This is a genomic window from Rhodococcus gannanensis (assembly GCF_042681175.1).
GTDB lineage: Bacteria > Actinomycetota > Actinomycetes > Mycobacteriales > Mycobacteriaceae > Rhodococcus_G > Rhodococcus_G gannanensis.
In genome coordinates, this window is record NZ_JBHUFB010000010.1 from 535,410 (window position 1) to 547,577 (window position 12,168).

The following is a 12,168-nucleotide window of genomic DNA, read 5'->3' on the forward strand; positions in this document are numbered from 1 at the left end:
GGGATGACCGTCCCGGTGAGGTATGCGCCGGCTCGCGACGACAGGAAGATCGCGGTGCCCGCGATGTCGTCGGGGCTGCCGACCCGGCCGAGTGGGACGCTGCCCTCGACCGCCGCGCGTGCGTCGGGGTTGTCCAGCACGAATGCCATCATCTTGGTCGGGAACGGTCCCGGCGCAATGGCATTGACGGTTATGTGCTCGCTCGCCAGGGTCGCAGCGAGCTTGCGGGTGAGCATGTGGACCGCGGCCTTGGACGCTCCGTACGAGAAGTTCTCGGTTCCAGACACCCCGATGCCGTCGATCGATCCGACGTTGATCACCCGGGCGGGCGCCTCCGTGCTCGCCGCCGCCCGCAGCTGCGGCAGCAACCGCTGCGTCAGCAGGAACACCGACTTGACGTTGACGTTCATGATCTTGTCGAAGCCCGAGGCGGGGAACTCGTCGATCGGCGCACCCCAGGTGGCACCCGCGTTGTTGACGAGGACGTCGACCCGGTCGAACCGGCCGGCGACGAACGTCGCCAGATCGGCAACGCCCTCCTCGGTACCGAGGTCGGCGGGGTGCGCGACCACGTCACCGAACGCGGACAGTTCCGCGGCCGCGGCGGCGCAGGCGTCCGCCTTGCGGGAGGAGATGATCACATGCGCGCCCGCCTCGGCGAAGCCCTTCGCGATCATCGACCCGATACCGCGGGTGCCGCCGGTGACGACGACGTTCTTTCCCGTGACGTCGAACAGATTCCCCATTGATGTCCCTTCGGATTCGGCGGTGTCGAGGCGCGTCAGCGCATGAAGACGAGGCGGCCGACGGTGGATCCGTCGCCGAGGCGGCCGACCCCGTCGGCGACGTCGGTGCCGCCGGTGAGCGAGAGCCGCTCACCGATGAGCGGGCGCAGCAGACCCTCGTCGGCGAGCCTGGTCAGTTCGGCGTGGCAGTCGTCGATGACGGCCCGGTTCTTCGCCTGGTACAGGCCCCAGTGCAGTCCGACGATCGAATAGTTCTTGATCAGTGCGTGATTGAGGGCAGGCTGCGGAATGGTGCCGCCGGCGAATCCGATGACGACGATCCGCCCCTCGAACGCGATGCACTTCGTCGAGCCTGTGTAGGCGTCACCGCCGACCGGATCGAAGACGATGTCGGCGCCGCGGCCACCGGTGAACTCCTTGACGGCGTCGACGAAGTCCTCGGACCGCCGGTCGACGACGAGGTCGGCGCCGAGTTCCTTGGCGTAGGCCGCCTTCTCCGCTCCGCCGACGACGCCGATGACGGTGGCACCGGCGGCCTTGCCGAGTTGCACGGCCGCACTGCCGACACCACCTGCGGCGGCGTGCACCAGCAGGATGTCTCCCGCGACGATCTGTGTGCGCCGGTGCAGCGCGAACCACGCCGTCTGGTACCCGATCGTCAGCGCGGCCGCCTCGGCGTCGTCGAGCGCCTGCGGGGCCGGAAACACGTTGGCCTGGTCCAGGATCGCGTACTCCGCGAACGCCCCGCCGGGCAGGACCGGGGTACCGACGACCCGGTCGCCGACGGCGGCTCGGGTGACACCCGCCCCGACGGCAACGACCTCTCCGCACAGCTCCACGCCCGGCGTGAACGGCAGCGGCGGCTTGATCTGGTACTCACCGCGGCAGAGCAGGACGTCAGGGAAGTTCGCCGGCGCCGCCAGCGTCCGGACGAGGACCTGCCCCTCCCCCGCGGTCGGGTCGGCGACGTCCTCGAGGGTGAGGACGTCGCGGGGTTCACCGAGTTCATGGACGCGCCATGCCTTCATCGTTCAGCTCCTGGGGGTGGTGTGGTGGCTCGCGGCGGGTGCGGTCAGTCCCGGGGTCCGCCGGCGACGTAGACGACCTGGCCGGAGACGAAGCCGGCGCCCTCGCTCGCGAGGAACGATGCCGTGTTGGCAATGTCCTCCGGCTGGCCGACACGGCCGACGGGGATCTCCGCCGCGGCGGCCTTCTTCATGTCCTCGAAGTCGACGCCGACGCGGGCGGCGGTGGCGGCGGTCATCTCGGTCTCGATGAATCCGGGTGCGATCGCGTTCGCGGTGACGCCGTAGCGGCCGAGTTCGATCGCGAGGGTCTTGGTGAAGCCCTGCATGCCTGCCTTGGCAGCCGAGTAGTTGGCCTGGCCACGGTTGCCGAGAGCGGACACGCTCGACAGGTTGACGATGCGTCCGAACTTCGCGTCCACCATGTACTTCTGGACGGCGCGGGTCATCAGGAACGATCCGCGCAGATGCACGCTCATCACCGAGTCCCAATCCTCGACGCTCATCTTGAACAGCAGGTTGTCCCGGGTGATGCCTGCGTTGTTGATCAGCACGGTCGGCGCGCCGAGTTCGGTGGCGACCCGTTCGACCGCGTCCGCCACCGAGGCCTCGTCGGCGACGTTCGCGCCCACGGCCAGTGCGGAACCGCCCGCGGCCTCGATGGCGTCGACGGTCGCCACGCACGCGGACTCGTCGAGGTCGACGACCGCGACCGCGTACCCGTCGGCGGCGAGCTTCTTGGCGACGGCGGCGCCGATGCCCCGTGCCCCACCGGTGACGATCGCGGTCCTGCGTTCCTGGGTCATGCTCGTGTCCTCACTGTCGAATACCTGTTGTGGTGGCGGCGTCAGATGCCGGCCGAGTCGGCGATCTCGCGGGCCTTGCGCACGATCGCGTCGATCCTGTCGACCGTGGGCGTACCCGCGGCGGCCTTGTTCTCGGGAGTGTCGAGTGCACGCCGCATCACGCCCTCGGCGATGATCGACAGCTTCCACAGCCCGAGGGTGTGCCAGAACTTGAGTGCCTGCGGGTCGCGTCCGGTCTCGTCGAGATAGATCCGCGCCAGCTCGGCCCGGTCCGGGAACCCGTCGAGTGTCGACGCCGGGAAGTCGCCGCCGGTGTCCTCACCGGGCTCGGGCCAGTACGCGAGCATGGAACCCATGTCCGCCAACGGATCCCCGAGGGTGGACAACTCCCAGTCGAGCGCACCGATCACGACACCGGTGTCGCGGGAGACGATCACGTTGCGCAGGTGGAAGTCGCCGTGGACGAGGGACAGCTCGGTCTGCTCGGGGACCGCGGCGACGAGTCGCCGGGTCAGGTCGTCGAGCTCGGGCAGCTCCCGCGTCTTCGACTGCTCCCACTGCCCGGCCCACCGCTTGAGCTGCCGCGCAGCGTACGGCTTGTGACTGGCCAGGTCGGACAGACCTACCTCGTCGATGTCGACGGCGTGGATCTTCGCGAGGGTGCGGGGCAGCGACTCGGCGATCTCCCGGCGCCGCTGCGGGGTGAGCGACTCCGCGATCTCCATGGTGTCGACGACCTGACCGTCGATGTGCTCCATCAGCACCAGCGGAACCTCGGACACCGCCGGGTCCTGTGCGACACCGAGGATCCGGGGCGCGGGGACGTCGGTGTCGGCGAGCGCCGCCATGATCCGTGCCTCCCGCGCCACGTCGTGCGCCGAGGCGAGCAGGTGGCCGAGCGGTGGGCGCCGCAGCACCCACCGGCTCCCCTCTCCGTCGGTCACCAGGTAGGTGAGATTCGACTGCCCGAGACCGATGCGGTCAAAGGTGAGGTCGCCGGCGAACGCGACACCGAGGTCGCCGAACCAGCGGGTGGCGGCATGGCTGTCGATCCCGATCACCTCACGCTGAGAAGTCTCAGACACCGGCAGCCGTCCCGCTGTGGTAGGCGCGGACGTCGCCGAGCCGCTGACCGCCGTCGATCACCATGGTCTCGCCGGTGATCCAGGAGGCCGCGTCCGACGCGAGGAACGCGATCGCGGAGGCGACGTCGTCCGGCTCGCCGATGCGGGCCAGCGCGGTCGCCCCGGCGACCTGCTGCTCGTGTTCCTTCCACAACGCCTCGGCGAGCTTGGTGCGCACGACACCCGGCGCCACCGCGTTCACCCGGATCCGCGGTGCCAGTTCCAGCGACAGCTGCTTGGTGAGGTAGATCAGCGCCGCCTTGGACACGTTGTACAGCCCGATGTTGGCCTCGTGCCCCAGACCGCCGATGGATGCGGTGTTGACGATGCTGCCGCCGTGCTCACCCATCCACGCCTCGGTCGCCAGGCGCGACCACAGCAGCGGCGCCCACAGGTTGACGTCCATCGTCTTGGTGAACCGGCCGTGATCCTGGGCGATCATCGGGCCGAACGCCGGATTGGTTCCCGCGTTGTTCACGAGAATGTCGATGCTGCCGAACTTCTCGAGCGTCACGTCGATCGCCCGGCGTGCCTGGTCCTCCTCGACCGCGTGCGCGCCGACACCGATCGCGCTGCCACGAATCAGGGCGGCTGCCTCGTCGGCGGACTCCTGTTTGCGGGAGGTGAGCACGACGTTGGCACCGGCGTCGGCGAGGGCCTGCGCCGTCGCCAGGCCGATGCCTCGGGACGCCCCGGTGACGACGGCGGTCCGGCCGCTCAGGTCCAGGCCGGATCGGTTCTGCTGGTCCGCCACGTGTCAGACGCCTTCCGGTCGCAGGTCTCGGTACTGGCGCAGTTCGCGGCGGGCGATGGCGCGCTTGTGCACCTCGTCCGGTCCGTCGGCCAGACGCAGGGTCCGCAGGTGCGCGTACGCCATCGCGAGCGGGAAGTCGTCGGTGACGCCTGCGCCGCCGTGCACCTGGATGGCTCGATCGACGATCGTGAGCGCGATGGTGGGCGCGGCGACCTTGATCGCGGCGATCTCGGTCTGCGCCTCCTTGTTGCCGACCGTGTCCATCAGGTGGGCGGCCTTGAGGGTGAGCAGGCGGATCATCTCGATGTCGATGCGCGCCTCCGCGATCCAGTCCTGGATGTTGGCGTTGTCGGCGACGGGCTTGCCGAACGTCACACGTGACTGCGCGCGCTTGCACAGCAGCTCCAGTGCCCGCTCGGCCATGCCGATGGCACGCATGCAGTGGTGGATGCGGCCGGGTCCGAGGCGGGCCTGGCTGATCGCGAAGCCCTCGCCCTCGCCCTTGAGGACGTCCTTCGAGGGAACCCGAACGTCCGTGAAGTCGATCTCCGCGTGGCCCTCGCGGTCCTGGTAGCCGAACACCGGCAGCCCGCGCATGACGGTGACGCCGGGTGCGTCGATGGGCACGACCATCATCGACTGCTGGCGGTGCGGCGCAGCGGTCGGGTCGGTCTTGCCCATCACGATCATCACCTTGCAGTTCTGGTGCAGGGCGTTGGAGGCGAACCACTTCCGGCCGTTGAGGACGTAGTCGTCGCCGTCCTTGACCATCGACAGCTCGACGTTCGTGGCGTCCGAGCTGGCGACCGCGGGTTCGGTCATCGCGAACGCCGACGCCATCGTGCCGTCGAGGAGCGGCTTCAGGTACCGCTCCTTGTGCTCCTCGGTGCCGAAGAGCTCGAAGACCTCCATGTTGCCGGTGTCGGGGGCGTTGCAGTTGCACGCCTCGGACGCGATATGGCTGCGGCCCATGATCTCCGCGAGCGGGGCGTACTCGAGATTGGTCAGGCCTGCGCCGGTACCGGGGTGCGGGTGGAAGAGGTTCCACAGACCCCGCTTCTTGGCCTCGGCCTTGAGTTCCTCGAGGATCGGCGGCTGGAAGTGCGGGTCACCGGACGCACGCATCTGCTCCTCGTACACGGCCTCGGCCGGGTAGACGTGCGAGTCCATGAAGTCGAGCAGTTCCTTCTGCAACTGCTGGGCGCGTTCCGAGATGTCGAACAGGGACATGAGAACTCCTGGGGTGGAATGGATTCGAATGATCGTGGGCCGCGACGGAGCCGGGTCGGGGCGTCAGCTCCCCTGGAGCGACGCCTGGTAGCGGCGCATCCCGCGCAGCCAGCGGTCGTAGTCGGCGCCCTTGTGCCGGTACATGTCGAGGACCTTCGGGTGCGGAAGGATCAGGAACCGCTCGTCGTCGATCGCTGCGAGCACGTCGGCGGCGACCTGCGCGGGCTCGAGGACGTCACCTGCCTCGGTGACGGCCTTCATCGCGGTGGCCGACAGTCCGTCGTCCGCACCCTCGTCGGGGAACAGCAGCTTGGTGTTGACGCCCTGCGGGCACAGGCAGCTGACCTTGACGCCCTGGTCCCCGTACGTGACGGACAACCACTCCGCGAACCCGACGGCGGCGTGCTTGGTCACGGCGTAGGTGGCCCCGCCGATCTGGGTGAGCAGACCCGCGGCGGAGGCGGTGCTGACGAAGTAGCCGTCGCCGCGCTCGACCCATCCGGGCACGAGCAGCTGCGCGGCGCGGATGTGGGAACGCAGGTTGACGTCGAGCGAGAGGTCCCAGGCCGCGTCGTCGGCGTCGAGGCCGGGCGCACCGGTGATACCCGCGTTCGCGAAGTACATGTCGACGGGACCGAAGCCCTTCTCCGCCAGTTCGATCAGGCCGCGGATCACCTCGGTGCCGGAGACGTCGCCGCCGGCGGCGACCGCGGAACCGGGGTGGTCGGCATTGATCTTGTCGGCGACGGCCTGCGCCGTCGCGGCATCGAGGTCGGCCACGACGACCCGCGCGCCCTCGGCGGCGAGCGCCTGGGCGATCGCCCCACCGATTCCCCCGCCGCCACCGGTGACGACGGCAACCTTGCCTGCAACCTTCACTGACGAATCCCCACTTCCGTGTCGATGATGCGCGCGCCGGTGCGGCGGCGCGATGCCGTCCGCTCCGTGTGACGCAGCTCTCCCACCATGTATAGTTGAATCCGGCGTCAGATTCAACCTTGCGTCGCTCCAGACGCGACGCCACGACCTTGACCTGCAGACATCAAGGAGAACCATGGACACAACCACCCTTCCCGTCCGCCCGAGCACGGCCGCGGACCTCAGTGATCTCGTCGGCCGGGAGCTCGGCCCCACCGACTGGTTCGAGGTCACCCAGGACCGCGTGAACGCGTTCGCGGACGCAACCGGCGACCACCAGTGGATCCACGTCGACGTGGAGAAGGCCGCTTCCAGCCCCCTCGGCGGCACCATCGCGCACGGACTGTTCAGCCTGTCGCTCGGACCGTTCCTGTCGAGTCGGCTACTGGCCTTCGACGGGTTCGCACACGGCCTGAACTACGGCTACAACAAGGTCCGCTTCCCCGCGCCCGTCCCCGTCGGATCGCGAATTCGCATGCGCGTCACCGTGGTCGCCGCCGACGAGGTCGCCGGAGGCATCCAGGTGACGACGACCCAGGTCGTCGAACTGGAGGGCTCGGACAAGCCCGTCATGGTCGCGGAGTCCGTCGCGCGAGTCGTCGCCGGAGCCTGACCCGCACGTTCCCCGGCCGGCCGCTCCACTGAACACGGTGGAGCTCAGGGTCGGCCGGGGAACCTCAGCGCATTGGCCCAGAGTCGGGTGAGCGCGCCGACCAGCTCGTCGAGGTCGTACTCGCGGCCGCCGTCGGCAGCCTCACCGGAAACGAACACCCCGTAGGCCATGCGGCTCACCATGCCGGAGAGCGCACGCGACGCCGTCATCGGGTCGATTTCGGGATCCGCGACGGAACGTCGCTGCAACTCCGCGATGCCGCGTGCGTTGCGCTCGATGAACGCCTCGGCACGTTCGGTTCGGATGCGACGGAATTCCGGATCGACGTGAGCCACCTGTTCCATCAGACCCATGAGCTTCGCATTGCGTTGGTACGCGGTCAGATACGCACGGTTGCTCGCCTCGAGCACAGCGTAGGGGTCGTCCTCGTCGTCGACCCGATCCATGCCCGGATGCATCATGTCCTTGCGGGCCTCTTCTAGGACGGCCGCGAACACCTCTTCCTTGTTGGCGAAGTAGGTGTAGAAGGTGCCCGTGGCGCAGCCGGCCTGCTTCGTGATGTCGGTGAGGCGGGCGTCGAGATAGCCGTCGCGCTCGAACACAACCCGCGCCGCGACGACGAGCGCGGCCCTGGTGCGCACACCACGGGCGGTAGTGGGCATCTCGCGCGACTGCGGCGCACCACCCCCGGCATCCCCGAACACAATCGTCGTCACCCTCACGTTTATACATGAATCTGGCGTCAACTTCGACGTTTCACCTCAACAAGGCCCCTCCCCTGCCCGGCTGAACGCCACGTTCATGCGTACCAACGAGCCGAACGTCACGTTCAGCCAACAGGGGCCGGGTCGATTTTCGATATTGACGCCGACTTCAGGTGTGTGGTCTGGTGAGACGCAGACCACAGTCGTACGTGATCACTCCCCCACCCCGATCCGGAAGGCGCACGCCGATGCCCAACCTGCTCGATCCGATCACCCGCCACGCCACTGCGTCCGACACGGCGATCGCACTGCGCACCCCCGACGGCACCTGGACCTATGCGAGCCTGCGCGACCGCTGCCTGCGCTACGCGGGCGCACTCCGCTCGGCAGGCATCGGCGCGGGCGACCGTGTCCTGCTGGTCGCACCGTCGGTTCCCGAGTTCGCGGTGGCGTACATGGGGATCGCCGCCGTCGGCGCCGTCGTCGTTCCGGTCAACACCATGTCGACGGCGGCTGAGATCGAGTACTACCTCACCGATTCCGGCGCCTCGCTCGCGATCGGCTGGCACGGCCTCGGGCCTGCCGTGGCCGACGCGTGCGTGACGGTCGGGGTTGCCCACTGGCACCTCGACGCGGGGGCCGAGGCCGGTGCCGATCCGATCCCGCGAGTCGTCGAACGAGAGCGCGCCGACACCGCCACGATCCTCTACACCTCCGGAACCACCGGCCGACCGAAGGGCGCGCAACTCACCGTCGGAAATCTGCTGTCGGCAGGGGAGATCGGTGCGGCCGTGAGCGGCGGAACCGCGAACGACCGCACCGGAACCGGCCTGCCGCTGTTCCACGTCTTCGGTCAGGCATCGGTCATGATGGCCTCCTTCACCGGCGGTGGTTCGCTGTCGCTGCTGAGCCGCTTCACCCCGGACGGGATGATCGAGATGATGCGCCGCGACGACCTGACGATCATGTGCGGGGTACCGACGATGTGGAACGCCATGCTCCACGCCGCCGGCGACCTCGATGCCACCGACTTCGCGCACCTGCGTGTGGCCGTCTCCGGTGGCGCCTCGCTGCCCGGCGAGATCGCTCGCGCATTCGTATCCCGCTTCGGCTGCGCCATTCTCGAGGGCTACGGCCTCACCGAGACCACCGCGCTCGGCACGTTCAACGACGTCGACCGCGGCGGCAAGATCGGCTACACCGGCGCAGCCGTGCCCCGGACCAGGGTGGAGGTCCGCGACGACGACGGCCGACCCTGCCCCGCCGGAACCGTCGGCGAGGTGCACGTGAAGGGTGAGACCGTGATGTCGGGCTACTGGAACCGTCCCGACGCGACCGCCGCCGCGTTCACCGACGACGGCTGGTTCCGCACGGGCGATCTCGGCGAGTTCGACGCGGACGGGGATCTGCGCATCGTGGATCGACTGAAGGACCTCATCATCCGCGGCGGCTACAACGTCTATCCCGGAGAGGTCGAGGAGGTGCTCTACCAGCACCCCGAGATCGTCGAGGCGGCCGTCGTCGGCGTTCCCGACGACCACTACGGCGAGGAGGTCGCCGCCGTCGTCGCGCGCCGACCGGACTCCGGTCTGACCGCCGACGACGTGATCGCCTGGAGCAGAGAGAAGCTGTCGGCCTACAAGATCCCGCGTATCGTCCGATTCGTGGACCAACTCCCCAAGGGATCGACCGGCAAGATCCTCAAGCGCAACATCGACCGAGCCGAGCTGCGGGCGGCACACGCATGAACAACCGTCAGGTCCGCCTCGCCACCCGTCCCATCGGCCGCATCGACGACAGCACGTGGTCGATCACCTCCGAGCCCGTTCCCGAGCCCGCCGACGGCGAGTTCGTGGTGAAGGTCGAGTACGTGTCGGTGGATCCGGCGATGCGCGGCTGGCTCGACGACGTCCGCTCGTACGTGCCGCCGGTCGCCATCGGCGCCGTCATGCGCGCGCACGCTGTCGGGCGGGTCCACTCCTCCCGCAACGACCGGTTCCCCGTCGGGACGCCGGTCGCCGGACTCTTCGGCGCCTGCGAGTACGCGCTCTCCCACGGCTCGGACGTCACGGTCGTCGACCTCGATCTGGCGTCCGGCCCGACGTGGCTCGGCGCTCTCGGGTTCCCGGGCATGACTGCCTACTTCGGGCTCGTCGACGTCGGCCGCCTGCGTCCCGGCGACACCGTGCTGATCTCGGGGGCCGCCGGCGCGGTGGGCAGCATCGCGGGTCAGATCGCGAAGCTGTTGGGCTGCCGCGTGATCGGCATTGCCGGCGGCCCGGAGAAGTGTGCCTGGCTCACCGACGAGCTCGGCTTCGACGCGGCGATCGACTATCGCGCCGGGTCGATCGGTCGGGCGCTGCACGCCGCCGCACCGGACGGAATCGACGTGTTCTTCGACAACGTCGGCGGCGACATCCTGAACTCGGCGCTCGCCCAGCTCCGGACCCACGCGCGGGTCGTGATCTGCGGGGCGATCTCCGGGTACAACGCGACGGAGCCGCAGCCCGGGCCGTCGCGGTACCTGTCGTTGCTCGTCAATCGGGCGTCGATGGCCGGGCTCATCGTGTTCGACTACGCGGACCGTTTCCCCGAGGCGCAGGCGGCGCTGTCGAACTGGATCCGGCGCGGAGACCTGATCACACGCGAACAGGTCGAGCCGGGCGGCATCGAGGCATTCGGCCGCACGCTGAACATGCTCTTCGACGGCGCCAACACTGGCAAGCTCGTCCTGGAGGTGTAGGCCCTGTGCGCGCTTGTGGTAGTGGGAGCTACCACAAGCGCGCACAATGCGTCAGCACACGGGGACGGAGAAACCGAAGCGGTCGCGCAGTTCGACGGCGGTGTCGGCGCCGGAGGTGTGCAGGACTCCGGCGATGCCGAGCCGGGCGGCGCCGTCGAGGTTTTGCTGCAGGTCGTCGACCATCACCGCCTGCTCGGGGGCAATGCCGAGGCGCTCGCAGGCGATCCGGTAGATCTGTCGCGACGGCTTGCGGATCCCGATCTCGGACGAGATCACCACCTCGTCCGCGAGCTCGGCAAGGTCGAATCCGGCGTAGGTGTCGCGGCCGAATGCGTTGGACACCAGGGCAACCGGAACCCCGCCCGCACGCAGTGCACCGAGCAGCTCGACCGTGGCGTCGTCGCGACGCAGTCCCGACTGCATCCGTGCGGACAGGCCGGCGGACTCGACCTCGACCCCGTGCGCGCGAAGGCGGTCGGCGAATCCGTCGTCGAAGGTGGCAACGTCGATCCGTCCGGACTCGTGGTCGGACAGCAGTCTTCGCGAGACCTCGTCGCGGGCGAGGAGTGTGAGCGGCAGGTCGGGATCGCCGATGTCGGATCCGAACGAACGGAACGCGTCGAGGACGCTGGTCGTGACCACTCCCCCGAAGTCGACGAGGACCGCCGTGCGGCCGGTGTCCACGGTGCTGGAAGTCATTGCGCATCATCCGTTCTCGTCGGCGTCTCCTCGATTCAACCGCACAATTGAATCCGACGTCAACATTGAATAGCCGCGGAGGCGGAACGGACGCGCCGAAGGTCGGGCCCGTCAGCTACGAGGAATCACGAGCGCGTTGACCCACAGCCGCGTCGCGGTGTCGATCAACGCGTCGAGATCACCGTCGCCGTCACCGACGACGAAGTGGCCGAACGCGAGTCGGCTGATCATGCCGGACAGCGCGCGCGAGGCGAGCAACGGATCGATGTCGGCATCCGCGAGGCCGCGGGACTGCAGCGACGCGATGCTGCGGGCATTGCGCCGGATGAACGCCTCACCGCGCTTCTGACGCAGCCGACGGAACTCCGGGTCCACGTTCGCGACCTGCTCGAGCAGGCCCATCAGCTTCGCGTTGCGCCGGTACGCCTCGAAGTAGGCCCGGTTGCTGGCCTCGACGATCGCGGCGGGGTCGTCCTCGTCGGCGACGTGCGGCATCCCGGGATGCATCATGTCCTCTTGCGCGAGCTCGAGAACCGCGGCGAAGATCTCCTCCTTGCTGGAGAAGTACGTGTAGAACGTCCCCGCGGAGCAACTCGCCTCCTTGGTGATGTCGATGAGCCTGGTGTCGAGGTACCCCTCCCGCTCGAAGACCGCGCGCGCGGCCGCGATCAGCGCCGACCGGGTGCGCTGCCCGCGTTCGGTGGCGGGAAGTTCGCGAAGCAGCGCGGAGTTCGCCATCGACGGCGGCGCGTCCTCGTGGGCTTCCTCTGTGGAACCTGACATGACCACAGTTATAGCAACGACAC

Annotated in this window: 13 protein-coding genes; 3 read left to right on the forward strand and 10 right to left on the reverse strand. The window is 68.7% G+C overall.

What is annotated here, in order from left to right:
- The 7 genes from ACFSJG_RS13545 to ACFSJG_RS13575 form a co-directional block, all read right to left on the reverse strand.
- A partial coding sequence (locus ACFSJG_RS13545) for an SDR family oxidoreductase (protein ID WP_378485723.1) occupies positions 1-746 on the reverse strand: 746 nt, incomplete at its 3' end.
- Between the two features lie 35 nt (positions 747-781).
- Positions 782-1,774 carry an NADPH:quinone oxidoreductase family protein gene (locus tag ACFSJG_RS13550; protein ID WP_378485724.1) on the reverse strand — a complete coding sequence of 331 codons (993 nt, stop codon included), beginning with the start codon at positions 1,772-1,774 and terminating at the stop codon, positions 782-784.
- 44 nt (positions 1,775-1,818) lie between these two features.
- Complete coding sequence (gene fabG, locus ACFSJG_RS13555; RefSeq protein ID WP_378485725.1) at positions 1,819-2,577, reverse strand: 3-oxoacyl-ACP reductase FabG; 759 nt, start codon at positions 2,575-2,577, stop codon at positions 1,819-1,821.
- A 41-nt stretch (positions 2,578-2,618) separates the two neighbouring features.
- Complete coding sequence (locus ACFSJG_RS13560) at positions 2,619-3,635, reverse strand: phosphotransferase family protein (RefSeq protein WP_378485981.1); 1,017 nt, start codon at positions 3,633-3,635, stop codon at positions 2,619-2,621.
- A 19-nt stretch (positions 3,636-3,654) separates the two neighbouring features.
- Complete coding sequence (locus ACFSJG_RS13565; RefSeq protein WP_378485726.1) at positions 3,655-4,455, reverse strand: SDR family oxidoreductase; 801 nt, start codon at positions 4,453-4,455, stop codon at positions 3,655-3,657.
- A gap of 3 nt (positions 4,456-4,458) precedes the next feature.
- Positions 4,459-5,685, reverse strand: a complete 1,227-nt coding sequence (locus ACFSJG_RS13570) for an acyl-CoA dehydrogenase family protein (RefSeq protein ID WP_378485727.1) — start codon at positions 5,683-5,685, stop codon at positions 4,459-4,461.
- 63 nt (positions 5,686-5,748) lie between these two features.
- A complete protein-coding gene (locus tag ACFSJG_RS13575) occupies positions 5,749-6,564 on the reverse strand; it encodes an SDR family oxidoreductase (protein WP_378485728.1) in 816 nt (271 codons plus the stop codon).
- Between the two features lie 175 nt (positions 6,565-6,739).
- Here ACFSJG_RS13575 and ACFSJG_RS13580 point away from each other — a divergent pair, with 175 nt between their 5' ends.
- Complete coding sequence (locus ACFSJG_RS13580) at positions 6,740-7,216, forward strand: MaoC family dehydratase (RefSeq protein WP_378485729.1); 477 nt, start codon at positions 6,740-6,742, stop codon at positions 7,214-7,216.
- A 44-nt stretch (positions 7,217-7,260) separates the two neighbouring features.
- Here the strand turns inward: ACFSJG_RS13580 and ACFSJG_RS13585 are convergent, their stop codons facing one another.
- Positions 7,261-7,878 carry a TetR/AcrR family transcriptional regulator gene (locus tag ACFSJG_RS13585; protein WP_378485982.1) on the reverse strand — a complete coding sequence of 206 codons (618 nt, stop codon included), beginning with the start codon at positions 7,876-7,878 and terminating at the stop codon, positions 7,261-7,263.
- 290 nt (positions 7,879-8,168) lie between these two features.
- Between ACFSJG_RS13585 and ACFSJG_RS13590 the strand changes: the two genes are divergently transcribed.
- Entirely contained in the window at positions 8,169-9,668 is a 1,500-nt protein-coding gene (locus tag ACFSJG_RS13590; protein ID WP_378485730.1) for an AMP-binding protein, read from the forward strand.
- A complete protein-coding gene (locus tag ACFSJG_RS13595) occupies positions 9,665-10,663 on the forward strand; it encodes an NADP-dependent oxidoreductase (RefSeq protein ID WP_378485731.1) in 999 nt (332 codons plus the stop codon). The genes ACFSJG_RS13590 and ACFSJG_RS13595 overlap by 4 nt, the downstream gene beginning before the upstream one ends.
- A gap of 51 nt (positions 10,664-10,714) precedes the next feature.
- Here ACFSJG_RS13595 and ACFSJG_RS13600 read toward each other — a convergent pair whose 3' ends face one another.
- A complete protein-coding gene (locus tag ACFSJG_RS13600; protein WP_378485732.1) occupies positions 10,715-11,362 on the reverse strand; it encodes an HAD family hydrolase in 648 nt (215 codons plus the stop codon).
- A 111-nt stretch (positions 11,363-11,473) separates the two neighbouring features.
- On the reverse strand, positions 11,474-12,145 hold the full coding sequence (locus ACFSJG_RS13605; RefSeq protein ID WP_378485733.1) for a TetR/AcrR family transcriptional regulator: 672 nt from the start codon (positions 12,143-12,145) through the stop codon (positions 11,474-11,476).
- Positions 12,146-12,168 lie beyond the last annotated feature (23 nt).

Coding starts and splice junctions, on each gene's coding strand:
- ACFSJG_RS13550 (WP_378485724.1), bottom strand. CDS start 1,774: ATGAAGGCATGGCGCGTCCATGAACTCGGTGAACCCCGCGACGTCCTC.
- fabG (WP_378485725.1), bottom strand. CDS start 2,577: ATGACCCAGGAACGCAGGACCGCGATCGTCACCGGTGGGGCACGGGGC.
- ACFSJG_RS13570 (WP_378485727.1), bottom strand. CDS start 5,685: ATGTCCCTGTTCGACATCTCGGAACGCGCCCAGCAGTTGCAGAAGGAA.
- ACFSJG_RS13580 (WP_378485729.1), top strand. CDS start 6,740: ATGGACACAACCACCCTTCCCGTCCGCCCGAGCACGGCCGCGGACCTC.
- ACFSJG_RS13585 (WP_378485982.1), bottom strand. CDS start 7,878: ATGCCCACTACCGCCCGTGGTGTGCGCACCAGGGCCGCGCTCGTCGTC.
- ACFSJG_RS13590 (WP_378485730.1), top strand. CDS start 8,169: ATGCCCAACCTGCTCGATCCGATCACCCGCCACGCCACTGCGTCCGAC.
- ACFSJG_RS13595 (WP_378485731.1), top strand. CDS start 9,665: ATGAACAACCGTCAGGTCCGCCTCGCCACCCGTCCCATCGGCCGCATC.
- ACFSJG_RS13600 (WP_378485732.1), bottom strand. CDS start 11,362: ATGACTTCCAGCACCGTGGACACCGGCCGCACGGCGGTCCTCGTCGAC.
- ACFSJG_RS13605 (WP_378485733.1), bottom strand. CDS start 12,145: ATGTCAGGTTCCACAGAGGAAGCCCACGAGGACGCGCCGCCGTCGATG.